Here is a 23,202-nt window from a genome sequence, read left to right as displayed (position 1 = left end):
AGTACACCGTGGCCATGGATTTGTCTATGTCCTTGACAAACGGAGGGCCGCCTGTAGGCTGGGATCAACGCGCGGGGATTGCCAATGATAAAGCCCTCGACTGATGGACAGCTTTTCGCCGAAGACGGTGTTTTACTGCCGATAATGGCGCCACGCCTTCAGGCGGATGTTCATCCGGACGGATATGCAGATCTCGCCCTTTGGGGCGCCGGCAGCCTGGGCCGCGTGAGATTTTCTGCAATCGGGGGCCCTTATAGCTATGCCCCGAACCGTATGGTTTCCAAACATGGCGGCGTCTTTGTCGCGCAGTCGCTGCCGGTGATGTTGATCCGCGGTGTGCGCCTTCAGGGTGTCTATCCCGCGCGTCGTTGCGCCTGGTGGCACGAGCCGGATGGACAAAGTGCGAGGGCGAAGCGCACTCGGACCCAGCATCGGCAGAGTTTCGAAATGGCCTGGGGCGTTCTCATTGTCGACGCTCCCGGCCCGGATCTGCGGATTGCCGTCGGCGCTTCGAGAGACGAAGCCGAAAACGCTCTCAACCTCGCCAGCGAAGCGATCATTGCCGAAGCCGCCGAATATGTGGCGCGGTGCGATCTGACGCCCGAGGCCGACCCGCTGATGCGCAGCATGGTCAGCCAGGGGATCCATGCCGCCCTTTCCAGCATCCGGCGCGACGAAAACGGCGCCTTCGCCGGCCTTGCCGCGGGGCAGGCCTATAGTGCGCCGGCGCGGACCTATTACCGCGACGGCTATTGGACGATGCAGCCGCTCCTGACACTTGCTCCCGAGGCGGTGCGCGACGAAATCCGGCTGCTGGCCAAGGGCGTGCAGCCGGATGGAGAAGCCCCGAGCGGCGTAATCTTGACAGGGCCTGCGCAATCGCAGGCCTGGCAGCACTTTGTCGCCGATAGCAAGGCCAATCCCAAAACCCACAAAAGAGCCGTTCCGGAGTACCATAACCGCCCGCAGGATTGGTGGAGCGACCACTTTGACAGCCCGCTTTTCTTCGTTCTTTTCCTGAGCGACTATGTCGGCGCAACCAAAGACTTTGCGGAGGTGGAGCGACACTGGCCAGTCGTGAAGGCGATCGTCGATCGCTATCTCGGCCTGGCCGGCCCCGACAGCGTTCTGCCGCTGAAGCCACGCAACGACCGGGACTGGGCCGACAACGTCTATCGTGAGGGCCTGGTCTCATACGATCTGGGTCTTTTCGTCGGCGCCATGGACGCGGTGGCAAGGCTTGGCGAGGAACTCGATCCCAAGCTTGCCGAACGCGCCCGCAGGACAGCAAGCCTTGCCCGCCAGGAAATCGAGGCTAAACTCTTCGTCCCGGCGACGGGAGGATATGTCGACTACGGAACGCCTGGCGCCTTTGTCGAAGATCATCTGGCTCTCGACAGCCTGACCTTGTCGCGATTTGCAGCGATTTCGCAACAGAAGGCCGTTGGATTGCTGAAAGCTTTTGAAAGTAAACTGGAAACGCGCCACAATCAGGAGCAGCCCTATGGCAGTTGGGGGGTGATGTGTGCCTATCCGCCCTTCAAGCGGCAAAGCGATCTGCGATCCAAGACCGCGTTTCCCTACCGCTACCATAATGGCTCGGACTGGCCCTATTGGACGGGCGCCTATGCCGAAGAACGCCTTCGCCACGGACTTGGAGGTGCGCGCTACGCATTGACGCGCTGGTGGCAAACCTGTCTCGACAATGGCTGGATCGGTGCGGTGGAATACTTCTCGCCGCCTTACGGGCGCGGTTCCCTGCTGCAGGGCTGGAGTACCATGCCGGCGGCGGTTGTTTTAAAATATGGGCTTGACGCGGCAAATTCGGAGCCAATGTCATGAGCGCGCGATCGGCTTCAACCGGGTTCTTGATCGATCCGCATGGCAAAGGCGACGGAGCCATCACGCTCGAATTCGGAAAAGCCAAGGTGACGGTAAAAACCTCTGGCGCGTTGGTTGTTCGGGTCGACACCGAGATGCACCGCTTTGATCCCGTGCTTTCGAAGCGCCTGAAGCTCGGTGCTGATCATCCTGCGTCCCCAGCCGCCTGCCTGAAGACCGGGAAGAATGTTGATGTGAAGATGCGCCGGGTAATCGTCTTGAAGCCAGGTCGTTCCGCTGCGCGGATTTTGAATGCGTTCCACCACGTCGGCATCGCGCGCACGGGTAGGCGTCAATCCGGCGATCTGCTGGCGCACGAACGGCCACCAGTTTGCGGCCAGGTCTTTGTCGAATCCGCTGGTATCGGGCGCGCCCACGACATAACCGACCGGCCGGTCGCCCTCAACGAGAATGAAGGCAAAGTCTCTGGCAAATTTGAGATAGGGGACCGACCAGATGTAACCGGGCAGATGCGGGTCGCTGTAAAGCGCGCTGGCATCCTCGCCGCCGTTGGCGGTTTTCAGGCAGATGTCGAAAAGAGCTTCGGTATCGGCTTCAATCGCCGGGCGGATGAAGCAGTCGGTGTCCATCGCTTTGCCACCTCCTGCGTGGCGCTTTGTCGTCATAGGTCGCGAGAGAGACTCAATGCGTTGACGATTACCTCAGATTCGCGGGCCCGGCAAAGGCCTGGGCAAGGAAACGTTCGGCCGGTGCCAGGGGCAAGGTTCGGACGGGGGAGTGGAGAATAAACCAAATGAGGTGGAGCAGATGAAAAGAACCGTGAAATCGATCAGCATACTGCCGGCATACCGATTGAAAGCCGCTGTCGCGCTTGCTGGCGCGGCGCTTATGAGTTTCGGCCTTTCCGCCGCCCGCGCCGACGACCTGGCCGTGTGGGACGACCAGACCTTCGAAGGCCAGAGCGCCGTCATCGAGCAACTGAACAAGGAGTTCGAAGCCGCGCATCCCGGTGTAACGATCAAACGTACCGCCCGCACCTTCGACGACATGAAGCTGACGCTGAAGCTTGCGGTTTCGGCAGGCGATGGCCCTGTCATCACCAAGGTCAACCAGGGCGCCGGCGACATGGGCGCGATGGTCAAGGAAGGCTTGCTCCTCCCGGTCGACGAGTACATCAAGAAATATGGCTGGGATAAGCGGCAGTCGGATTCCGTGCTTGCCCGGGATCGCTGGGACGGACCGAAATTCGGGGTCGGCAAGACCTACGGCATCTCGGGCCTCGGCGAGATCGTCGGTCTCTATTACAACAAGAAGATCCTCGACGACGCCGGCGTGGCGCTGCCGAAGACCTTCGAGGAGCTCTTGGCCGATCTCGACAAGCTGAAGGAAAAAGGCGTGGCGCCCTTCATGATGGGCTCGGCAAAACAGCATCTGGCCCTGCATATGATCGGCGCCATCGATCAGGCACATATCGACGCGGCCAATCGCGCCGAGCTTGACGACCTGATCTACGGCAAGGGCGGCTCGTGGAACACCAAGGGCAACATCGAATCGGCCAAACTCGTGCAGAAATGGGCGCAAGGCGGCTATTTCTACCCCGGCTTCGAGGGCATCTCCGGTGACGACGCCGTCCAGCTTTTCATATCGGGGCAGGGCGCATTCCTGATTTCCGGGACCTGGTACTTCGGTGACATGCAAAATAATCCGGATATCGGCTTCATGGCCATTCCCGCTCCGAAGGGCGTTTCCAAGCCCATGAGTGTCGGCGGCGTCGATCTTGCCTGGGCGATCACGAGCCTGGCCAAAGACAAGGCAAAGCAGGATCTTGCCGGCGAATACATCGACTATATGGTTTCGGAAAAGGCCGCTGAAAGCTGGGCCGCTGCCGGTTATCTTCCCGCAACATCGCTGCCGGCTGATGCAAAGCCCAAGCTCACGCCGCTCCTGACCTCAGGCATCGAGATGTGGAAGACGCTCAACGCCAATGACGCGCTCGGCCATTACCCCGATTGGTCCAGCCCGACGATGCTGAAGACGATCGACGACAACACGCCACTTCTTCTGTCAGGCAAGATCACGCCCGAAGCCTTTGTCGATGCCATGGACAAGGATTATCAGGCCTATCTGAAGGACAAGAAATAACAGCGCGGGCGCTGGTCATGACCGCCCGCCCGGCGGTCGTGGCCTGCGTCTTGTCGATCCTGAAAGAGCGCTGAGAGCTCTGGCTTGCCGCGCGACGACCAGAGCTTTGGCTTCATGGAGTACTGGATGAAACGCTCCGCACTTGACGGCTCGCAGCATACCAATTTTATCTATCTATTGCCCGGATTGCTGCTCTACGCGGCTTTTGTCTTTGGACCGATTATCGCGGCTTTGGGTTTGAGCCTGACCAGCTGGGACGGCTTGACCATGCCCAGATGGGTGGGCCTCGGCAATTACGCCGATCTCTTTTCCGACAGTCGTTTTTACATTGCCTTGCGCAACAATGCCGAGCTGATGATCTTCTACTGCGTCCTGCCGCTCGTACTCGGCATCACGCTTGCTGCCTGCGTCTGGAATTTGAAGCAACGCGAACAGCTCGCCCTTCGGACATTCCTGTTCCTGCCCTACATCATGCCGACCGCCGTGTTGGGCATCATCTGGGCATGGCTCTACAATCCTGCATTCGGCCCGTTCAACCAGTTTCTGAGAGCCGTCGGATTGGGCAGCTTCGCATTACCCTGGCTCGGAGATTTCAATTTCGTGCTTCCCGCGGTCGGGATCGTTGCGACTTGGTATTTCTTCGGTTTTTGCATGGTCATCTTCCTCACCGGAATTCAGCGCATCGACCCGTCTCTTTTCGACGCTGCCAAGGTCGACGGCGCTTCGGCGCGAAAGACCTTCTTCTGGATAACGCTGCCGCTTCTCATGCCCGAGATAAGGGTGGTTTTGCTGTTGACTGTTATCGCGTCGATCAAAAGCTTCGACCTGATTTTCACAATGACCCGCGGCGGACCCGCCAATGCGACGCTGGTGCCGAATATCTACATGTATCAGCTCGGCTTCGAGCTCAATCGGTTCGGCGCCGCAGCCGCCATCGCCATTGTCGGCGCGTTGCTGACCTTCGCAATCAACTTTGCAATTCACCGGCTGGTGGGCTCAAAAAGTAAAGGATTGGCTTGATGAGCCGTTCGTCCAACATCCCCGCCGCCAGTTTATTCCTTCGCATTGTCCTCTGGCTTCTTGCTTTCGTCACGATCACGCCGTTCCTGCTTCTGCTGCTGACGTCGATAAAGAGCAAGCCTGACGTTCTCAGGGGCGCATTCGCCTTGCCGGCCTATCCGCATTTCGAAAATTACGTCGACGCTTGGAATGCCGGGCATTTCAACATCTACTTCTGGAATTCGATCACCGTTGTCATACCCGTCGTTGCCGCCAGCGTCTTTCTCGGCCTGCTCACGGGCTTTGCCTTCGCCTACCTGTCGTTTCCGTTCCGGCGCACGCTGTTCGCCATTCTGACGCTTGGCATGATGGTGCCGGCGGAGGCCTTCATCATCCCGCTTTATTATGAAATGCGGTATCTCGGGCTGATCAATACCTATGCGGCTCTCATCGTGCCGCAGATTGCGATGTCGATCCCATTCTCGACGATCTTCCTCGCCAGCGCGATGCAGCAATTGCCGGAGGAAGTTCTCGAAGCGGCGGTCCTCGATGGCGCCGGACGCTTCTATATCCTGCGCAAGATCGTTATCCCGCTGATGATACCGGCAATGTCGACGCTGGCGCTTTTCCTGTTCATCTGGACCTGGAACGAGTTTCTCATTCCGTTCATTCTGGTCAATGACGACGCCTATCGGACGCTGCCCCTCGGCATGCTGTTTTTCCAGGGACGCTACACCGTCAACACGCCGGTTCTGACCGCCGGCGCGGTGATCGTGATTTTCCCGCTCATTCTGACCTATCTGGTTTTCCAGCGGCGGTTTATTGCCGGCTTGACGGCAGGCGCGACGAAATAGACAGGCACGCGCTTGGAAGCTATGGCCTGCGGCCGCGCTTGTGGCGCACTTCCAACGCCGCACAGCCCCAGACCGTGCCGAGCAGCAGATAGACGTGGCGCCAGTGGTCGATATCGATGACGTTGCCGATCGTCGCATGGCCGAGCACCGAGATCCAGGCGATCATCAGAAAGGGCTGCCACGGCCGGTCGAGCAGCAGGTATCGGAAGCCGAGCGCCAGCGTCCAGGCGAGCATGCCGACATAACTGACGAAGCCGAGCCAGCCGTAGGTCGTCAGCGATTTCAGCCAGATATTGTGCTCGTCCTCGGGAAACATCGTGCCGAACACCAGCGGGCCGATGCCGAGCGGGCGCTCCATCATCATGGTGAAGCCGATCCGGTGGCGCTCGAAGCGGCCGAGATGCTCGCCGTCATATTGCTGCACCAGCTGGGCGCGTGTCGAAAACAGTTCGGCGACCTTGGGGATCTGCAGCGCCACCAGCAGCGAGGCGACCAGCATGATGATCGCCGCCAGCGACAGGACCAGCACCCGCAGGCGAAAGGCGCCGCTGCGCTCCTTCAGCAGCATGATGAAAATCAGCAGCCCCACGCCGAGGGCGAAGAGCCCCCAGGCGGCGCGGGAAAAAGAGAGGAAGATGCCGAGCGCCAGCACGAGCAGGGCGGCGGCCTTCAGCGGCGATTTCCTCAGGTCGCCGACCAGGATGCCGTGGACGAGATAGAGTGACGGCGGCACCAGGAAGGGACCGAAGACGTTCGGGTCCTGGAAGGCGCCCTTGGCGCGGTCGTAGAGCGTGAAGATTTCCGCGCCGGGAAAGGCGTGGAAATAACCGAGTATCCCCAGCGCCGATGTGGCGACGGCAGCAAAAGCCCAGGCATTGAAGATCAGCGGCAGCCGCTTGTGACTGTCCTCGATGATCGCTGCGTAGAAGACCGCCGTCAGCGCCAGGAAGGTCGAAACCGCAATATACATCGGCCCCGTCGCCAGATCCTTCATCTGCGTCAGCGACAGCATGCCGCCGATGTTGAAGGTCAGTAGCAGGGCAAGCAGCGGCGCCACGCCGCGGGAGATCTTGAGGCCGAGGATGAACCAGAGGCCGATCAGCCCCGCCATCCAGAGTTCATAGGGCGCCGGCTCGTCGATCACGAAACCGGAGAGGAAGACGCCGAAGGCGACGAAGGCCGAGCCGATCAGGCGCAGCGTCATCCGCTGCGGTTGGGCGACACGGGGATATGTCGCCTCGATCGCGCTCAATAGGCGTTTTCCGTGTTGAGCAGCCGGATCGGCGTCAGGAACAGGATTTTCAGATCGAACCAGAGCGACCAGTTCTCGATGTAATAGAGGTCGTAGGCGGTGCGGAACTTGATCTTCTCGTCATTGTCCACTTCGCCGCGCCAGCCGTTGATCTGCGCCCAGCCGGTGACGCCGGGCTTGACGCGGTGACGGGCGAAATATCCCTCGACGACATCGGAAAAGGCACGATCGCGGGCCTGGGCGAGAACGGCATGCGGGCGCGGGCCAACCAGCGAGAGTTCGCCCCTCAGCACATTGAAAAGCTGTGGCAATTCGTCGATCGAGCTCTTGCGGATGATACGGCCGACGCGGGTGACACGCGGATCGGCCTTGGTCACCGCGGCCTTGCCGGTGGGGTCGGCCATGTTGGTGTACATCGAGCGGAACTTGAAGACGTTGATGACTTCGTTGTTGAAGCCATGCCGCTTCTGCATGAAGAAAACAGGGCCTTCGGAGGTTGCCTTGATGGCGATCGCCGTCGCCACCATCACCGGCCAGAGCAGCGCCAGCGCGACAAGGGTGAAGAAAATATCGAAGCCGCGTTTGGCGACGGAATCCCAGTCGCGGATCGGCTTCTTGAAAATGTCGAGCATCGGCACCGAGCCGACATGCGAATAGGCGCGCGGCCGGAAGCGCAGCCGGTTGGCATGCGCGGCAAGGCGGATATCGACCGGCAGAACCCAGAGTTTCTTCAAAAGGTCGTAGATACGCGCCTCGGCCGAAAGCGGCAGGGCGATGATCAGCATGTCGATGCGCGTCAGCCGCACGAATTCGACGAGTTCGGCGACCGTGCCGAGCTTCGGATAACCGGCAACCATGATCGGCGAGCGCTTTTCGCCGCGATCGTCGAAGATGCCGCAGATGCGGATGTCGTTGTCATCCTGCTGTTCGAGGATACGGATCAGCTCCTTGGCCGGCTCGCCGCCGCCGACGATGACGGCGCGCCGCTCCATGATGCCGTTGCGCGCCCAGTTGCGGATGCCGTAGGCGACGAGGAAGCGTTCGGCCGCAAGGAAGAGCGCGCCCGCGACGAACCAGGGGGTATAGGCATCGACCATTGCCCATGTGGTGCCGCGAACGAGCGCGAACAGGCCGACGGTCAGAAGAAGTGCGATCGTCCACGACGCCAGAATGCGCGGTATCAGCCGCAGCTTCGCACGAAGTGCCGGAATGGTGTAGGCATCGGCAAGCTGCAGGCCGATGACGGTCAAGGCCGCAGCGATCGCCGCCATGCCTGCCCGCATCAGCGTGGAATCGTTGCCGTCGCCGGACCAGAAAAAGTGGGTGATCAGGGCAATCGAAAAGAGCGCGAGGAATTCCAGCAGCCGCAATTGCCCGATGATGATGACAGGCGAATTGGTCCCATCGCGGAACTGTTCGGCGATCTGCCGGGCAAAGGGATTGATTTCTGTGGGATCGGAAGGTCTTTCCTGACCCGCGTCACCGCGCGCCTCGATGTCGGAGACCTGCCTGCGCAGGGCTTCCACGTCGAATTGATCGCCTTTTTCCAGCTTGTTCATGGGGGCTTTTCGCTCGTTGTCAGCAAGCGAAGTACCAGAAAGCCCCTAAGAAATATTTACGAGGCGGCGGGCGTTGCCTGACCGGCGTGCGGGATCGACGAGCTCATGGTATAATTTCAAGACATCGCGCGCCATGACGGCGGAGGAAAACACCGCCTTCACCGCTTCCGGCTTCGGCATCGTCCTGGCGTGCCAGTCGGGTGTGCTCAGTGTTTCCGCCATGACGCGGGCGAGGTCGTCGGAATTGCCGGCCTCGACAAGTGCGGCGCTGTCTGGGCCGAGCACCTCGGGAATGCCGCCGACACGGCTGGCGATGATCGTCTTGCCGGCGCCGAGCCCCTCGAGCACGATATAGGGCATGGCTTCGGCGCGCGAGGGAACGACGAGGTTCTGCGCCATGGCGAAAGCTTCGTGGACGCGCATCGCCGGCAGCATGCCGATGCGCTTGCCGAGGCCGCGTTCGACCATCATCTCGCGGTAGCGGTCGCGATCCGGCCCGTCGCCGATCATCAGCGCCGACAGCGGCCTGCCGAGCAGCCGCTCGGTCTTGGCAAAGGCATCGACAAACAGATCGGGACCCTTGAGGTCCCGGAGCATTCCGACATAGATGAAATGTACGGCATCCGAGCGGGTGGGGATCGGCTCGAAATCGCGCTCGCCGATGCCGTTATAGATCAGTTTCGTCTTCGTCCGCGGTCTGCCCACCTTGCGCGTATAGGTGTCGCGCTCATATTCGCAGATGAAGACCAGCGCATCGGTGAAATATTCCTGCAGGCGCTCCATCCTGAGGACGAACTGTCCACCAAGCGAGGAGCGCGAATAATGCAGGCTTCCGCCATGCGCGGTATAGAGGCGGGCTACGCGATACCTGTTCACCCGCAGGGCTGAGCCGGCAAGTCGCGCGAGCACGCCGCCCTTGGCGCCGTGTCCGTGCAGCACATCCGGCCGCAAACTTTTGATTTTCTTATATGTATCCCACATCGTCGCAATGTCGGACGGGCTGATCGAGCGCCGGATCGGCACGCGTGTCAGGCCGAGCGAGAGATAGGGTCTTATATCGTCGAACAGGCTGTCCTCGTACTCGCCGCCGGTCGAGCTGTCGCAGAGGATGCCGATGTCGTGGCCGGCCTTGCTGTGCTCCTCGACGAGGTCGCGGACATGGCGGAAGATCCCGCCGACCGGCGACCTGAAGCAATGGAGGATGCGGAGCGGCTGCTGTTCTGTCATCGCTCAAAAGAGCCGTTCGCGGACGTAGATCGTGTCGCCGGCGATGATCGGCCCCGATATGTTGATGCGGCCGGTCAGCACCTGTCCGTTGATCTTGCGGGTAACGTCGACCATGTTCTGGTTGGCGCGGCTGGTAAAGCCGCCGGCAACCGCGATGGCATTCTGCACCGTCATGCCGGGGACATAGGCATACTGGCCGGGCTGGCCGACTTCACCCATGAGGAAGATCGAACGGTAGCGATCGACATCGATGGTGACGTCGGGGTCGCGAAGATAACCCTGCTGCAGTTTCTGGGCAATCTGCCCCGAGAGTTGCTGCAGGGTCCGGCCGCGGGCAGGGACCTGGCCGATGAGCGGGAAGGCGATATAACCGGCCTGATCCACCGTATAGGTGTTGGTCAGGCTCTGCTGGTCAAAAACGGTCACGCGCAACCGATCGCCGCTGTCGAGCGTATAGGGCTGGATGGTCGCCTCGTTAAAGGCCTTCGGCGCCGGCTTATACGTCGTGCAGCCGCCCAATGCCGCCGTCATGGCTGCAAGGCTCAGGGCCAGAAGAATCTTGGGCTGGACGACAGACATCCGTTCGTGCTCACAGAAAATGAACTTGGTAGAGCCGTTATCGATCCGTTAGGGTTAATGCCCGGTAAAGGCCGCTTGCAATTTCCCGCGTTCCTTCACCGGCGTTGCTCATTACTCTGCAAGATTGCCATTAACCGTTGAGTTACCATGGTCGTTTACGCTTGCGGCACCTTTGTTGTGGAGTAAGAGCATGTCCGGCGTAGTGCGTGATCAGGATGTGGACATCGACCTCGGCCAGTTGGTCCGCGCCGTCTGGGCGCGGCGGCTCAGGATTTTGACGATTACTCTCGTGGGGGCGGGCGTCGCCTTTGCCGGCGCCAAGATCATGTCGCCGCAATATCGCAGTGAAACCCGCGTCCTGATCGAACCGCGTGCGCCGGCCTTTGCCAGCACCCAGCAGGTCAACGACGCCGGCGCCGGTCCGCTGATGGACGAACTGAATATCGCCAGCCAGGTGCAGCTGCTGCAATCGGCCGATCTCTTGAAGAAGGTCATCAACGACCTGAAGCTTTATAACCTGCCGGAATTCGACGATGCCGCCAACGGCTCGGCGATGGCCAGCATCCTGGTGAAGCTGCATCTGAAGAAGAACCCGCTGGAAAATCCGCCGGAAGAGCGGGTGATCGACGCCTTCGTCGAACGCCTGCAGGTCTACCAGGTGCCGGGGTCGCGCGTCATCGGCATCAGTTTCACCTCGAAGGATCCGAAGCTCGCCGCCGCCATTCCGAACGCCATGGCGAATGTCTATCTGTCGACCCAGAGCGGCGCCAAGCTCGATTCCAATTCCGAAGCGACACGTTGGCTGGAGCCGGAGATCGAGGGCCTGCGCCGCAAGGTCAGCGAAGCCGAGAAGAAGGTCGCCGAATACCGCACCTCGCACGGGCTGCTGCAGACGAACGGCACGACCACCTTTCCGGCCCAGCAGCTGAACGATATCTCCGCCGAGCTGACCCGCGTGCGCGGCGACAAGGCCAATGCCGAGGCGAGGGCGCAGGCCGTGCGCAATGCGCTGTCTTCGGGCGAGGCCTCCGATACGCTGCCAGACATCATGTCCTCCCAGGCGATCCAGCGGCTGAAGGCGACGGAATCCGGCCTGCAGTCGCAAATATCCGATCTGCAGACCAGCCTTCTCAACAGTCATCCCAGGCTGAAAAGCCTGCGTGCCCAGCTTTCCGATATCCGGGGCCAGATCCGCCAGGAGACGCAGAAGATCCTGGCGAGCATCGAAAACGAGTCCAAGGTCGCGGATCTGCGCGCCAGCGAGCTCGAGCGCCAGTCGGCCACGGTGCAGGCCAACAGCGCCCGCGCCGGTGAAGACGAGGTTGGTCTCAATGCGCTGGAGCGCGAGGCGACCGCCCAGCGCCAGCTGCTCGAAACCTATCTGGTGCGCTACCGCGAGGCCGCGTCCCGCGCCGATAGCAATTCCAGCCCGGCGGATGCTCGGATCGTTTCCAAGGCGATCGAGCCGGTCGATCCCTATTTCCCGAAGGTGGTGCCGATTGTCGTCGTTGCTGCCGTCGCGACGCTGATCATGAGCGCCATTATCACCATGCTCGCCGAACTCTTCAGCGGCCGGGCGCTCCGCCCCGTCGATGCGTCTCCTGAAGCAGTCGAGGCGGAAGCGGTCGCCGAGGAGACGGATGTTCCGCAGGCCGCGCCGATCGCCGCAATCGCCAGAAAGCCCGTCCAGCCGAGCATGCTCGCGGTGGTCGCTGACGAAGAGCATAGGGTCGAGGACGTGACGGCTGCTGACGAGGCAGCCGAGGACGACAATGAATTCTCCATCGCCTCGGTTGCGGACTATCTCAGCGACAGCCGCGCGCCGCTGGCCATTGCGATATCTCCGACCGGTGACGATGGTTCGGCGGCGACGGTTTCGCTGACCCGCATGCTCGCCGACGCCGGCCACCGTGTCATTCTGATCGACATGACCGGTTCCGGTTTCCCCACAGAACTGATGGCCGAGGATCAGGGCGCTCCTGGCGTCACCGATCTGTTGTGTGGCGAGGCCGCCTTCGGCGACACCATCCACGGCGACCGCCTGTCCGATGCCCACCTCATTCCGCAGGGCCGGAGCGACGTGCGCCGCGCGATGCGCGGTGTCGACCGGCTGTCGCTGCTACTCGATGCGCTCGCCGCCGCCTATGACCTCGTGGTGGTCGAATGCGGTTCGGCCGATGTCGCCGGCGTCTCGCGGCTGACGCGCAGCCGGGATGTCGAGATCATCCTCTCGCTGCCTGAGCTCGAGGAGACCATTTTCGTGGCGCTGATGACGGAATTCCAGGCTGCGGGCTACGAACGCGTCGTGCTGATGTCGGGCGGCGACGGGGCGGAGCAGAGGCTTGGCCGGGCCGCCTGAACGGTCAGCCGATCCGTGCCCGGATGCTCTGGGCGAATTTGTAGAGCTTGGGGCGCGCCTTGATATGCGCCTTGCCGCGGGTGACGATCCGGTGCGCCGCGCCGGCGGCGACGCCGAACGGCGAGACCGGCAGCACCACGTCGTAATGCGCCGTCTCCACAGGCGCCCAGGAACGCTTGTAGGTCTGGTCGCCGAGGCCGAAATCGAACAGCGCGATACCCTTGTCATGCAGTCCCGAGATGGTCTGCCAATAGAGGAATTCGCCGGGGCTCGTATCCGGCACCAGTTCTTCGTCGATCGCGCCGAATTGGCAGATGATGTGGTCGCCCTTGCGTGAAATCCCTGAAATCGCGGCGATGCGACCCTGATTTTCGCCCTTGAGCCGCAGCACATGCATCTGCAGCCCAAAATATCGGCTGGCATCATCTCGTTTGTCGATAAGGCCGTGCAGGAAGGCTTGGGTCTCCTTGTCGGCGAAAACGTCGGGCAGGCCGAGGCTGGCGAAGCGGGCGCTCTTCAGCCGGAAGAAAATATCGAGCAGGCCGTGCTGTTCTTCCGATGTCTCGGGGATAAGGTATTCGAAGCCGCCGGCCGCCTCGAGGCGCTTCGACTGAATACGGAATTTCTTGCGTCGGTTCTTGGCGTTGAGCTGTTTCAGCGTCTCCTCGAAGGTGGGGAGGAACGGCAGCTGGTAGGCGTGATTCTGGTTTTGCACCATCGGCAGCCCCGCAAGCGGGCTCTGCCGCCCGCGCCATTCCAGCGGAATGTTCTGCAAGAGCAGCAGATCGGCGCGGCCCTTCAGCGCCTGCCGGAGCCGGCCTGCGAAGTCGTCGGGATCGATGGTTCCACCGGTTTCGGCAAAGCCTTCCGAGAACAGGCCGGTATTGATGTTGCTATGATCGGCGGCGATGAATTTTGCGACGGAAAACCCGCGGGACTTGACGATCTCGACCGGCAGAATGAACGCGGCCTGGCCGGCATAGGTGCCTTTGAGGATCGCAAGCGGCCGCTGAAAGGCGTTCACCCAGGCGGCGCACCAGTCATAACTCTGATGCAGTGACTGGAGATTGTCGCGCTCCAGCGCCCGCCATTCCTCCTCCAGCGGCTGCATCGCGTCGAAAACACTGATATCGACTTCGGCCATGGCGAGTTTCATGCTCAGCTGGCGCAGGCGCGAAATGGCCGTTTGGGCCAGCGCCCCGTCCTCCGACGGCTGTTCATGAACATCGAGCTTTTGCGTCTGCACGGGTTTTCTCCGGTCAAGAATGCTGAACGGGAAAGTAGGAATGCAGGACGTATATTTGGTTTACTCGCAGGCGATGGGCGAGGTTTTCCGCCGATCACGGTTATTCGGCCGTTAATGGCGCTAAAGCATGTCGCGCAAAAGTGTGCAGCGGTTTTGCGACAACGACATGCGTAAAAACAAAGACCTAAAGCGCGACAAGCGAATCTGAAAGATCGCGACGCGCTTTAGCGCTGCCGCGGCCCGGCCATCCATTTGATGATCACCATTGCCGGCAGCACCCAGAGCAGGCCGGTCAGCAGGAAATAGAGCAGGTGGCCCCACCAGGGCGCGTTGCCGAGCGTTGCCACCGCGATCGTATTCGCCACCAGCGCGTAGGCGAGCACGAGCACGATGATCAGGATCGTGCCGATGAATTTGCGGAGGCGGATGGGCATTGCTTATCTCTCGGCAGGGGCGGGACGAACCGGCGCGACGGCATGCCGCAAAGGTTCGGGGCTTGTTTTGCATGAGCCGGTGGGGCAAATCAACTGCCGGATAGAAGGAGACATCATGGCCGTCGCAAACCTGACCACGGAACAGGCGATCCTGAGCGAAGTGCGCAAGCAGAACCGCAACCGCCGCGCCTTGCGCTTCTGGCTTGGTTTCGTGCTTTTGGCGCTCTTCTGTCTCGTGCTCGTCGGCGGCGCGACGCGGCTGACCAATTCCGGCCTGTCGATCACCGAATGGAAGCCGATCCACGGCGTCATCCCGCCGCTCTCGGCTGCCGAATGGGAGGAGGAATTCCGCCTCTACCAGCGTATTCCCGAATTTCAGCAATTGAACAGTTCCATGACCGTCGACGAGTTCAAGGGCATCTTCTGGTGGGAATGGGCGCACCGGCTGATCGCCCGCGGCATCGGCGTGATTTTTGCGCTGCCGCTCCTCTATTTCTGGCTGACCGGGCGGATCGAAAAGCGCCTGCGCTGGCCGCTGGTCGGCATTCTGGCGCTTGGCGGCCTGCAGGGCTTTATCGGCTGGTGGATGGTGTCCTCGGGCCTGTCGGTCCGCACCGATGTCAGCCAATACCGGCTGGCGACGCATCTGGTCATGGCCTGCCTGATCTTTGCCGGCTGCATGTGGATCATGCGTGGTCTCTCGCCCCATTCAAACGATCCGGCGCCGGCCCGCAGCTCGCGCGGTTTTGCCGCCGCGATCGCCGTTTTCGCGCTGTTCCAGATCTATCTCGGCGCTTTGGTGGCCGGGCTCGACGCCGGCTTTTCCTATAATACCTGGCCGCTGATGGACGGCGCCGTCATCCCCTCCGATCTGCTGATCCAGCAGCCTTTCTGGATCAATGCCTTCGAGAACCCGAAGACGGTGCAGTTCATTCATCGCATCGGCGCCTATACGCTCTTCGCGCTGACCTTGATCAACATGGTGATTGCGCTTCGCGCCGCACCCTGGACCACCCACGCACGCCGCGCCGTGCTGCTCTTTGCGCTGGTGACGCTGCAGGCGGCGATCGGCATCGCCACGCTGCTGATGCAGGTGCCGCTTCACTGGGGTCTGCTGCATCAGGCCGGCGCCCTGGTGGTTTTCGGTTTCGCTGTCGCCAATTGGCGCGGCTTTTACGGCGAATACCCCCACGGCACGATGATCGCCGAGCACGATTGACGGAAGAGCCTTCGTTCTACCGCAGCACGCCATCGAGCAGCGGCATGCCGATGATCGCTGCGGCGGCGATCAGAACGTAGCAGGCGATGCGGAAGGTCCGCTCCTCGGCGAGCCCGAACAGTTTCGAGCCGCCGTAGAGCCCGACCGCATAACTCGGCAGGATGACGGCGGTGAGCGCGAAGACGGCGGGCACGAACAGCCCGCCGAAATAGTAGCTGATGGCGCTGAAGACGCTCGAAATCGAGAAGTAGAGCACGACATTCGCCCGAACGCGGGTGAAGTCGCTCTTGCCGCCGAGCCAGTAGGCGACAACCGGCGGCCCGCCGAGTTGCGCGGCGCCGCTGAAAAGCCCGGCGATCAGCCCGACGCCGCTGGTCAGCGGTGCGGACGCCTCACCGTGATAGCGCCATCCCGACACCAGCAGCGCAAGCAGGCAGCTGGCGATGATCGTGATGCTCCAGCGCAGGAGCAGCGGGTCGAGCAACGCCAGTATCGCCGTGCCGGCCGGCACGCCGAGCGCAGCACCTGCCGCCATGATGAAGACTTCTCGCCGGTTGGCGACCCGCCAGGCCGGCGGGATCATGCCGAGTGAGGCGATGCCGTCGATGACGAGCAAAATCGGCGAGATCAGCTTCGGCCCGACGATCGCGCCGCCGAGCGGTACGAAGATCAGCGCGGCGCCGAAGCCGGAAAAGCCGCGGGCGAGCCCGGCAATGAAGGCAAAGGCCATCAGCGCATAGATGCCATGGTCGGGAAGGGCTGCGGTAAACCATGCGTGCACGCCATCGACGAGCGCATCGAGCGTCATGACATCAGGCTCCGTGATTCTGGGATCGGCGGCGGGGACGGTTTGCTCTCATAGCCCATTCGGCACCGATGATCGAGCCGAAAGCGGTGTTGCGGCCGCCGAGGCGGACGGCCGCAAGGAAGGTTCCAGAGGAAGAACTCGGCGCAAGCTCGAGCGGCATTCACGTCGATGCCGCTGGTCACGCCTTACGAGGCGAGCATCAGGTCCATGTTCTGGACGGCGGCGCCTGATGCACCCTTGCCGAGATTGTCGAGCAGTGCCACCAGATTGACCTGCGCAGCGCCAGGCGTGCCGAAGACGAAGAGCTTCATCGTGTCCTTGCCCTCGAGCTCGACGGCGTTGACACGGGAGAGCGCCTTGCTTTCTGCGAGCGGCACGACGGTGACGATATCCTTATCCTGGCCGGCATAATGGGCGGCGAGGGCGGCGTGGATGCTTTCCATCGTCGTGCCCTCGGCGAGGTCGCCGAGATGCAGCGGCACCTGAACGATCATGCCTTGCGCGAATTTGCCGACCGACGGCGAGAAGATCGGCGCGCGGTCGAGCAGACCGTGCACGGTCATTTCGGGCACGTGTTTATGGGTCAGCGGCAGGCCGTAGAGGAAATGCGGTGCGGTGATCGCATCCGGGTGATCCGCATTTTCCATCTGCGCAATCATCTGCTTGCCGCCGCCGGTATAACCGGAGACTGCGTTGACCGTAATGGGATAACCGTCCGGCAGGATGCCGGCGGCGCGCAGCGGCCGGATGAGGCCGATCGCACCCGTCGGATAGCAGCCGGGATTGGCGACGAAACGGGCGGCCTTGATCCTGCCTGCCTGCGCGCCGTCCATCTCGGCAAAGCCGTAAGCCCAGCCGGGATTGACGCGGAAGGCGGTCGAGGTGTCGATGATGCGCACATTGTTGTTGGCCGAAACCATCTGCACCGCTTCCTTCGATGCGTCGTCGGGCAGGCAGAGAATGGCGATGTCGGCGCTGTTCAGCATGTCCTCGCGCAGGGCGGCATTGCGCCGCTCGGCCTCGGGAATGGACAGAAGCTCGACATCGCGGCGGCCGGCCATGCGCGTGCGGATCTGCAGACCCGTCGTGCCGTGTTCGCCGTCGATGAAGATTTTCGGTGCCATGTTAAACCTGCGCTTTCAATGGGTTCTGAAGGTTTCCGGATTCAATTTGAGCGATGATAAATCAGCCTTGTGACACGGCGATGGCGCGTCGCTCGGCATGAAGCCCCAGCATATACATTGCCACCGTTGCCCCCGCAATGGCGGTGATATCGGCATGGTCGTAGGGCGGCGATACCTCGACGACGTCGGCGCCGCGGATATCGAGCTGGTGCAGGCGCTGCAGCACCGAGAGGATCTTGGCGCTCGACGGCCCGCCGGCAACCGGCGTGCCGGTGCCGGGCGCAAAGGCCGGATCGAGGCAATCGATATCGAAGGTCAGATAAGCCGGCGCACCGCGTGTGTGGGAGATGATCGCCGAAGCGATGTCGCCGGCGCTCATTTCCTCGACCTGATGGCCGTAGAGAATATTGACGCCGCAATCCTCCGGTGCATGGGTGCGGATGCCGATCTGGATCGAGCGGTCGGGATCGATGATGCCCTCGCGGACGGCCCGCGCGACGAAGGAGCCGTGATCGATGCGCCGGTCCTCGTCGAACCAGGTATCCTGGTGCGCGTCAAACTGCACGAGCGCCAGCGGCCCATGTTTTGCCGCATGGGCCTTCAGCAGCGGCCAGGTGACGTAGTGATCGCCGCCGAGCGTCAGCAGAAAGGCGCCGCTGTCAAGGATGGCATTCGCCTGGCGTTCGATGGCCGCGGGCGTATCCTGGTGATTGCCGTAGTCGAGCAGGCAATCGCCGTAGTCAATCACCGCCATCTCGGCGAAGAGATCGCGATTGAACGGATATTGCGGATCATTGTCGAAGATCGCCGAGGCGCGCCGGATCGCCTGCGGTCCGAAGCGCGTGCCCGGCCGGTTCGACGTGGCGGCATCGAAGGGAATACCCCAGACGGCCACGTCGACGCCGGCAAGCTCCTTGGTGAAGCGGCGGCGCATGAAGGACAGCGCCCCGGCAAAGGTCGGGTCGCCGGCGGCGGAGGTGAGGCTGGTCGCCGTGAAGGCGTGGTCGATGGATTTGTTCGCCAAGAGGGGCTCCTTTTTCGGTCGTGAAAGGTCAAGGCGCCGATTACGGGTAGGCGACCGGGCGACGAATTACAAGCGATCGCAAATGGAGCGGCGGCAAAAGCGTGCCGCGGTGCGGCGCCTTCGCCATGATGTGAGCGTCGAAAAAGCAGGGGAGGCGACCCACGAAAACAAAAAAGGCCGGGTTGCCCCGGCCTTCGTAATTCCGTCTGTCCGAAGCGATTAACGCTTGGAGAACTGGAACGAGCGGCGGGCCTTTGCCTTGCCGTACTTCTTGCGTTCGACGACGCGGCTGTCGCGGGTCAGGAAGCCGCCCTTCTTCAGCACCGAGCGAAGGCCCGGTTCGAAGTAGGTGAGCGCCTTGGACAGGCCGTGGCGAACGGCACCGGCCTGGCCGGAGAGGCCGCCGCCGGCAACGGTTGCGATGATGTCGAACTGGCCGTCGCGGGCAGCCGCAACGATCGGCTGGCGCAGGATCATCTGCAGCACCGGACGAGCGAAATATTCCGCGAATTCCTTGCCGTTGACGATGATCTTGCCGGAGCCCGGCTTGACCCAGACGCGGGCGACGGCGTTTTTGCGCTTGCCGGTCGCGTAGGAGCGGCCGAGCGAATCGACCTTGCGGACGTGAGCCGGAGCAGCAGCTTCGGAAACCGTGCCGAGATCCTTCAGGGAGGAGAGGTCAGCCATGATCAGGCGCTCCTTACGTTCTTTTTGTTGAGCGCGGCAACGTCGAGGGCGACCGGCTGCTGGGCTTCATGGGGATGGTTGGAGCCGGCGTAAACGCGCAGGTTCTTCATCTGGCGACGGCCGAGCGGGCCGCGCGGAACCATGCGTTCGACGGCCTTTTCGAGGACGCGCTCCGGGAAGCGGCCTTCGATGATCTGGCGCGCGGTGCGTTCCTTGATGCCGCCGGCAAAACCGGTGTGCCAGTAGTAGACCTTGTCGGAATACTTCTTGCCGGTGAAAACCACCTTGTCGGCATTGATGACGATGACGTTGTCGCCGTCGTCAACGTGGGGGGTGAAGGTTGCCTTGTGCTTGCCGCGCAGGCGCATAGCGATGATGGAAGCGAGACGGCCAACGACCAGCCCTTCGGCGTCGATGATCACCCACTTCTTCTCCACCTCTGCAGGCTTCTGGGAGAAGGTTGCCATAGTGAATACTCTCTTTTGAGACCCTTGGCCCGAGGGCTTGAAGGGCGTTTCTTGTTGCTTGGATTGGCAGGCTTGCGGCATGCCAAAAAGAAAGCAGCCCGGACAGGCTGCATTCTGGGCGGTCTATAGAGGGAATGGGACATCAGGTCAATATCAGCGTTCCCGAGGCCTGGAAAAATAAGCAAGTAAAAACAATTTGTTAGATATATGGTATTATGTTACCACACATTAATCGGCTAAACAGCGGCGTGCCTGACGCTTTTCGCACCTCTGTCGGCGTTGAAAGAGCATAGTGGCCGAAGGTGGCCGCTAACCCTTGAAGGCGCGCAGGCACTTCATCATTTCGCGAAGGCCGCGCGTCAGATGTTTGTCCCGGCGCACGACCATGCCAAGGCGGCGTGTCAGTTTCGGCTGCAGCGATGACGTGGTCACCAGGCCGGCGCGCTCGCGCTTCAGCGCCAGCCCCGGCAGGATCGACCAGCCGAGGCCGACGGCCACCAGTTCCTTGATTGCCTCGATGCTGCCGAACTCCATCGCCGGCCGGATCCTGGTGTCCGGGGCGGCCAGCCACGCATCGATTGCCCGCCTTGTATTGCCGCCCTCATAGAGCAGCAGTGTCCTGTCGCGCATGAAGGCGGCGTCCGGTCCGCCCTCGGGGATGAGACTGCCCGCCGGAGCGACGGCCAGCAATTCCTCCTCGTAGAACGGTTCGATCTCGAAGTTGCGCCCCGAGGCCGGCAAGGCAACGACGGCGATATCGAGGCTGTTGGCCTCCAGATCGCGCAGGACGTCGTCGGCATCGCCGATGCGCACGGTGATTTCCAGGCCGGGCATGGATTTTCTGGCGGCGGCAATGGCGCGCGGAAGCAGGTGGATGGACGCCGTGCCGCCGCTGCCGATGCGCACGCGGCCGCTGGCGCCGTCCCTGTAGGGCATCATCGCTTCTTCCGCGGCGGCCGATTCCTGCAGAAGGCGCCTTGCATGGGCGAGCAGGTCGAGGCCTGCGGCGGTCGGCTGCGCGCGCCGCCCGACGCGCTCGATCAGCCGGACGCCGAGCCGCTGCTCAAGCCCCTTGACCTGCAGGCTGACGGCCGGTTGCGTCAGTCCCTCCTTGTCGGCGGCGGCGGTGAAGCTGCCGAGATCAGCGACGTTGACAAAGGTTGCGAGCTGATCGAGGTTCAGCGCCATACAAAACTTTTCCTTATGCAAATCATAATATCCATAAACTTCCTTCGCGGGGTTTTCCAGCCCATCCTTCAGCCGTTCAAAAAAGGTAGAAGAGATGACCATGGAACTGAGCGAAATCCTTGAGACGCCTCGCCGCGATATCGTTCGATCGAAAATGCGCCGAACGGCGCGCTGGGGCCGGCGGCTGCTGGCCATCATCGAGCATCGCCTGGAAAAGCGCCGCAGCCGCCGCACGCTTTGCGAACTCACCGACGACGAGCTTTGCGATGTCGGCCTGACCCGTGCGGAGGCGAAGGGCGAGATATCGAAATCCTGGTTCTGGTCTTGACGCTGTCACTGCGGAAAGAGCCGATCCCGCTCGAAATTGCCGGCGCCTTGTGGCAGAACATCTGTCTGAAAATCGAGCGCAGGGAGCATCATCATGGCCGAAATCGTATCCTTCCCGGACGCAGACAGGTCGGATAGGTTGCTGCAACGCTCGCTGCGCGACGGCGTGCTGCGCCTGGTGCTCAACGACCCGCCGGCCAATGCGCTTTCGATCGCGCTTCTCGAGGCGCTTATGGCAGAGCTGGATAAGGCCGAATCGGATGCGGATATCCGCGTCGTCGTCATCGCCTCGACCGGCAATGTCTTTTCCGCCGGCCATGATCTCAAGGAACTCACCGCCCATCGCGCCGATGAAGATCAGGGCGCTGCTTTCTTCGAGCGGGCCTTTCGGCTCTGCGCCGATCTGATGCTGAAGATCGCCCATCTGCCGAAGCCCGTCATCGCCGAGATCGACGGGCTGGCAACGGCGGCCGGCTGCCAGCTCGTCGCCTCCTGCGATCTGGCGATCTGCACCGACACGTCGACATTCTGCACGCCTGGCGTCAATATCGGCCTGTTCTGTTCGACGCCGATGGTGGCCGTCTCCCGTGCCGCCCATCGCAAGCAGGCGATGGAGATGCTCTTGACCGGCGAGACGATCGACGCCTCGACCGCCAAGGATTTCGGCCTGATCAACCGTATCGTGCCGAAGCAGTATCTGGCGCAGGTGGTTTCCAAATATGCCGGAGTGATCGCCAGCAAATCGCCGCTGATCCTGAAGATCGGCAAGCAAGCCTTCTACTGGCAGCTCGAACTGCCGGTCGAGGCAGCCTATGATTATGCCGCTAAAGTGATGGTCGACAACATGCTGACGCAGGATGCGCAGGAGGGGATCGGCGCCTTCCTCAGCAAGCGTATGCCAGCATGGAAGGGTGAGTAATTACGCCAGTTTGAGAACCAGCCCGCCGAGAGCGATGACGACGCCGGCGACGTAGCGCCAGATGCTGGCTTTTTCCTTGAAGACGGTGATCGAGATCACCAGCGCAAAGAGGATCGCGGTTTCGCGCAGGGCCGCGACGGTCGCGACCGGGGCTTTTGTCATCGCCCAGAGCGCCAGCCCGTAGGAAGCGATCGAGCCGGCGCCGCCGATGAGGCCGCGCCACCAGTTGCGACGGACATGACGCGCCACGGCGACAGCGCCGCGCTGGGAAGCCGCCCAGGAAAACAGCAGCACTGGCGGCAGCAGAGACATCCACAAAGTGTAGGAAACCGCATTGCCGGAGATGCGCGCGCCGATGCCGTCGACATAGGTGTAGCTGGCGATGACGCAGGCATTGGTAAGCGAGAGCAGGACGGCGCGGCTGCTGCCGCGCCGCGCCTCCAGCGCAAGTGTCAGCACGCCGGCGCAGATCGTCACCGTGCCGGCGAGCGCGCCGGCGGAAAGATTTTCCTTCAGGATGAAGCCGCTTGTCGCGGCGATCAGCAGCGGCGCGCAGCCGCGCATCAGCGGATAGACGAGGCCGATATCGCCGGCCCGGTAGGCAGCGGCCACCAGCTGGAAATAGGCGAACTGCAGGATGGCCGAGATGCCGATGAACGGCCAGGCCGCGCTGTGCGGCAACGGCAGAAATGCCAGGAACGGAAGTGCTGAAACCGCGCCGCCGGCCGAGATCAGCGCCGCATCGAGGGACTTATCGCTGCCGGCCTTGACGATAGCGTTCCATGTCGCATGCAGCAGTGCGCCGAATAGAACGAGCAGGATGACGTCGAGTGGCAAGGGGGTGATCCGCAAACAGGTGGGAAAAAGAAAACGCTTCGCCCTGGACCGGGCAAACTCTTGAAAAGACAACTGGCATTTGCACGAAAATGTACCGGAGGCAGTCCCG

The 23,202-nt window shown here is 61.9% G+C and carries 21 protein-coding genes and 1 pseudogene; 8 read left to right on the top strand and 14 right to left on the bottom strand.

Annotated features, from left to right (window positions below):
* The first annotated feature begins 84 nt into the window (after nucleotides 1-84).
* Entirely contained in the window at nucleotides 85-1,842 is a 1,758-nt protein-coding gene (locus tag CO666_RS05560) for a glucosidase family protein (protein WP_097611115.1), read from the top strand.
* Nucleotides 1,843-1,856: 14 nt separating this feature from the next.
* On the opposite strand, the gene CO666_RS05555 is transcribed toward CO666_RS05560, so the two are convergent.
* Nucleotides 1,857-2,471, bottom strand: a complete 615-nt coding sequence (locus tag CO666_RS05555) for a GNAT family N-acetyltransferase (protein WP_097611114.1) — start codon at nucleotides 2,469-2,471, stop codon at nucleotides 1,857-1,859.
* Nucleotides 2,472-2,649: 178 nt separating this feature from the next.
* Between CO666_RS05555 and CO666_RS05550 the strand changes: the two genes are divergently transcribed.
* The 3 genes from CO666_RS05550 (at nucleotide 2,650) to CO666_RS05540 (ending at nucleotide 5,837) form a co-directional block, all read left to right on the top strand.
* Nucleotides 2,650-3,984, top strand: coding sequence for an extracellular solute-binding protein (locus tag CO666_RS05550; RefSeq protein WP_097611113.1), 1,335 nt, complete (start codon nucleotides 2,650-2,652; stop codon nucleotides 3,982-3,984).
* Between the two features lie 126 nt (nucleotides 3,985-4,110).
* A complete protein-coding gene (locus tag CO666_RS05545; protein ID WP_097611400.1) occupies nucleotides 4,111-5,004 on the top strand; it encodes a carbohydrate ABC transporter permease in 894 nt (297 codons plus the stop codon).
* Complete coding sequence (locus CO666_RS05540) at nucleotides 5,004-5,837, top strand: carbohydrate ABC transporter permease (protein WP_097611112.1); 834 nt, start codon at nucleotides 5,004-5,006, stop codon at nucleotides 5,835-5,837. Before CO666_RS05545 ends, CO666_RS05540 begins: the two co-directional genes overlap by 1 nt.
* A 19-nt stretch (nucleotides 5,838-5,856) precedes the next feature.
* On the opposite strand, the gene CO666_RS05535 is transcribed toward CO666_RS05540, so the two are convergent.
* The 4 genes and pseudogenes from CO666_RS05535 to CO666_RS05520 form a co-directional block, all read right to left on the bottom strand.
* Nucleotides 5,857-7,089: an O-antigen ligase family protein gene (locus CO666_RS05535; RefSeq protein WP_097611111.1), complete on the bottom strand. Its 1,233-nt coding sequence runs from the start codon at nucleotides 7,087-7,089 to the stop codon at nucleotides 5,857-5,859.
* Nucleotides 7,086-8,648, bottom strand: coding sequence for an undecaprenyl-phosphate glucose phosphotransferase (locus CO666_RS05530; protein ID WP_097611110.1), 1,563 nt, complete (start codon nucleotides 8,646-8,648; stop codon nucleotides 7,086-7,088). Before CO666_RS05530 ends, CO666_RS05535 begins: the two co-directional genes overlap by 4 nt.
* Nucleotides 8,649-8,704: 56 nt before the next feature.
* Nucleotides 8,705-9,875 (bottom strand): annotated as a pseudogene (locus CO666_RS05525) (glycosyltransferase family 4 protein).
* Between the two features lie 3 nt (nucleotides 9,876-9,878).
* Nucleotides 9,879-10,454 carry a polysaccharide biosynthesis/export family protein gene (locus CO666_RS05520; RefSeq protein ID WP_010066330.1) on the bottom strand — a complete coding sequence of 192 codons (576 nt, stop codon included), beginning with the start codon at nucleotides 10,452-10,454 and terminating at the stop codon, nucleotides 9,879-9,881.
* 190 nt (nucleotides 10,455-10,644) lie between these two features.
* Between CO666_RS05520 and CO666_RS05515 the strand changes: the two genes are divergently transcribed.
* Nucleotides 10,645-12,813 (top strand): GumC family protein, encoded by a 2,169-nt coding sequence (locus CO666_RS05515; protein ID WP_097611109.1) that lies wholly within the window; start codon nucleotides 10,645-10,647, stop codon nucleotides 12,811-12,813.
* A gap of 4 nt (nucleotides 12,814-12,817) precedes the next feature.
* Here CO666_RS05515 and CO666_RS05510 read toward each other — a convergent pair whose 3' ends face one another.
* Both CO666_RS05510 and CO666_RS05505 read right to left on the bottom strand, forming a co-directional pair.
* Nucleotides 12,818-14,059 (bottom strand): GNAT family N-acetyltransferase, encoded by a 1,242-nt coding sequence (locus CO666_RS05510; protein ID WP_097611108.1) that lies wholly within the window; start codon nucleotides 14,057-14,059, stop codon nucleotides 12,818-12,820.
* Between the two features lie 224 nt (nucleotides 14,060-14,283).
* Nucleotides 14,284-14,493, bottom strand: coding sequence for a DUF2842 domain-containing protein (locus CO666_RS05505; RefSeq protein ID WP_097611107.1), 210 nt, complete (start codon nucleotides 14,491-14,493; stop codon nucleotides 14,284-14,286).
* A 115-nt stretch (nucleotides 14,494-14,608) separates the two neighbouring features.
* Between CO666_RS05505 and CO666_RS05500 the strand changes: the two genes are divergently transcribed.
* A complete protein-coding gene (locus tag CO666_RS05500; RefSeq protein WP_097611106.1) occupies nucleotides 14,609-15,712 on the top strand; it encodes a COX15/CtaA family protein in 1,104 nt (367 codons plus the stop codon).
* 16 nt (nucleotides 15,713-15,728) lie between these two features.
* Here CO666_RS05500 and CO666_RS05495 read toward each other — a convergent pair whose 3' ends face one another.
* The 6 genes from CO666_RS05495 to CO666_RS05470 all read right to left on the bottom strand — a co-directional run bounded on the left by CO666_RS05495 (nucleotide 15,729) and on the right by CO666_RS05470 (nucleotide 21,010).
* Complete coding sequence (locus tag CO666_RS05495; RefSeq protein ID WP_097611105.1) at nucleotides 15,729-16,520, bottom strand: sulfite exporter TauE/SafE family protein; 792 nt, start codon at nucleotides 16,518-16,520, stop codon at nucleotides 15,729-15,731.
* Nucleotides 16,521-16,705: 185 nt separating this feature from the next.
* Entirely contained in the window at nucleotides 16,706-17,644 is a 939-nt protein-coding gene (gene argC / locus CO666_RS05490; protein ID WP_097611104.1) for an N-acetyl-gamma-glutamyl-phosphate reductase, read from the bottom strand.
* 61 nt (nucleotides 17,645-17,705) lie between these two features.
* A complete protein-coding gene (gene speB / locus CO666_RS05485; RefSeq protein ID WP_097611103.1) occupies nucleotides 17,706-18,668 on the bottom strand; it encodes an agmatinase in 963 nt (320 codons plus the stop codon).
* A gap of 219 nt (nucleotides 18,669-18,887) precedes the next feature.
* Nucleotides 18,888-19,355 (bottom strand): 30S ribosomal protein S9, encoded by a 468-nt coding sequence (rpsI, locus tag CO666_RS05480; RefSeq protein ID WP_003573972.1) that lies wholly within the window; start codon nucleotides 19,353-19,355, stop codon nucleotides 18,888-18,890.
* Nucleotides 19,356-19,357: 2 nt separating this feature from the next.
* Nucleotides 19,358-19,822, bottom strand: a complete 465-nt coding sequence (rplM, locus tag CO666_RS05475; protein WP_010069368.1) for a 50S ribosomal protein L13 — start codon at nucleotides 19,820-19,822, stop codon at nucleotides 19,358-19,360.
* Nucleotides 19,823-20,131: 309 nt separating this feature from the next.
* Nucleotides 20,132-21,010 (bottom strand): LysR family transcriptional regulator, encoded by an 879-nt coding sequence (locus CO666_RS05470; protein ID WP_097611102.1) that lies wholly within the window; start codon nucleotides 21,008-21,010, stop codon nucleotides 20,132-20,134.
* Between the two features lie 94 nt (nucleotides 21,011-21,104).
* Here CO666_RS05470 and CO666_RS05465 point away from each other — a divergent pair, with 94 nt between their 5' ends.
* Together CO666_RS05465 and CO666_RS05460 are read left to right on the top strand one after the other, a co-directional pair.
* Nucleotides 21,105-21,338 (top strand): DUF1127 domain-containing protein, encoded by a 234-nt coding sequence (locus CO666_RS05465; protein WP_097611101.1) that lies wholly within the window; start codon nucleotides 21,105-21,107, stop codon nucleotides 21,336-21,338.
* Between the two features lie 93 nt (nucleotides 21,339-21,431).
* Nucleotides 21,432-22,256 (top strand): enoyl-CoA hydratase, encoded by an 825-nt coding sequence (locus CO666_RS05460; protein ID WP_097611100.1) that lies wholly within the window; start codon nucleotides 21,432-21,434, stop codon nucleotides 22,254-22,256.
* On the opposite strand, the gene CO666_RS05455 is transcribed toward CO666_RS05460, so the two are convergent.
* Nucleotides 22,257-23,093 (bottom strand): EamA family transporter, encoded by an 837-nt coding sequence (locus CO666_RS05455; RefSeq protein WP_097611099.1) that lies wholly within the window; start codon nucleotides 23,091-23,093, stop codon nucleotides 22,257-22,259.
* Nucleotides 23,094-23,202: the final 109 nt, after the last annotated feature.

Origin of the sequence: Rhizobium chutanense, assembly GCF_002531935.1 — a bacterium.
In the GTDB taxonomy this organism is placed as follows: Bacteria; Pseudomonadota; Alphaproteobacteria; order Rhizobiales; family Rhizobiaceae; genus Rhizobium; species Rhizobium chutanense.
The sequence above is the reverse complement of the archived record's forward strand: the minus strand, read 5'-3'. Positions and strand labels throughout refer to the sequence as shown.

What these genes read in the sequence shown, in the direction of transcription:
- CO666_RS05545 (WP_097611400.1), top strand. Translation starts at nt 4,111, where the DNA reads ATGAAACGCTCCGCACTTGACGGCTCGCAGCATACCAATTTTATCTAT.
- CO666_RS05520 (WP_010066330.1), bottom strand. Translation starts at nt 10,454, where the DNA reads ATGTCTGTCGTCCAGCCCAAGATTCTTCTGGCCCTGAGCCTTGCAGCC.
- CO666_RS05560 (WP_097611115.1), top strand. Translation starts at nt 85, where the DNA reads ATGATAAAGCCCTCGACTGATGGACAGCTTTTCGCCGAAGACGGTGTT.
- CO666_RS05500 (WP_097611106.1), top strand. Translation starts at nt 14,609, where the DNA reads ATGGCCGTCGCAAACCTGACCACGGAACAGGCGATCCTGAGCGAAGTG.
- CO666_RS05460 (WP_097611100.1), top strand. Translation starts at nt 21,432, where the DNA reads ATGGCCGAAATCGTATCCTTCCCGGACGCAGACAGGTCGGATAGGTTG.
- CO666_RS05530 (WP_097611110.1), bottom strand. Translation starts at nt 8,648, where the DNA reads ATGAACAAGCTGGAAAAAGGCGATCAATTCGACGTGGAAGCCCTGCGC.
- CO666_RS05495 (WP_097611105.1), bottom strand. Translation starts at nt 16,520, where the DNA reads ATGACGCTCGATGCGCTCGTCGATGGCGTGCACGCATGGTTTACCGCA.
- CO666_RS05555 (WP_097611114.1), bottom strand. Translation starts at nt 2,471, where the DNA reads ATGGACACCGACTGCTTCATCCGCCCGGCGATTGAAGCCGATACCGAA.
- CO666_RS05515 (WP_097611109.1), top strand. Translation starts at nt 10,645, where the DNA reads ATGTCCGGCGTAGTGCGTGATCAGGATGTGGACATCGACCTCGGCCAG.
- rpsI (WP_003573972.1), bottom strand. Translation starts at nt 19,355, where the DNA reads ATGGCTGACCTCTCCTCCCTGAAGGATCTCGGCACGGTTTCCGAAGCT.
- CO666_RS05505 (WP_097611107.1), bottom strand. Translation starts at nt 14,493, where the DNA reads ATGCCCATCCGCCTCCGCAAATTCATCGGCACGATCCTGATCATCGTG.
- CO666_RS05470 (WP_097611102.1), bottom strand. Translation starts at nt 21,010, where the DNA reads ATGGCGCTGAACCTCGATCAGCTCGCAACCTTTGTCAACGTCGCTGAT.
- argC (WP_097611104.1), bottom strand. Translation starts at nt 17,644, where the DNA reads ATGGCACCGAAAATCTTCATCGACGGCGAACACGGCACGACGGGTCTG.
- CO666_RS05550 (WP_097611113.1), top strand. Translation starts at nt 2,650, where the DNA reads ATGAAAAGAACCGTGAAATCGATCAGCATACTGCCGGCATACCGATTG.
- rplM (WP_010069368.1), bottom strand. Translation starts at nt 19,822, where the DNA reads ATGGCAACCTTCTCCCAGAAGCCTGCAGAGGTGGAGAAGAAGTGGGTG.
- CO666_RS05540 (WP_097611112.1), top strand. Translation starts at nt 5,004, where the DNA reads ATGAGCCGTTCGTCCAACATCCCCGCCGCCAGTTTATTCCTTCGCATT.
- CO666_RS05465 (WP_097611101.1), top strand. Translation starts at nt 21,105, where the DNA reads ATGACCATGGAACTGAGCGAAATCCTTGAGACGCCTCGCCGCGATATC.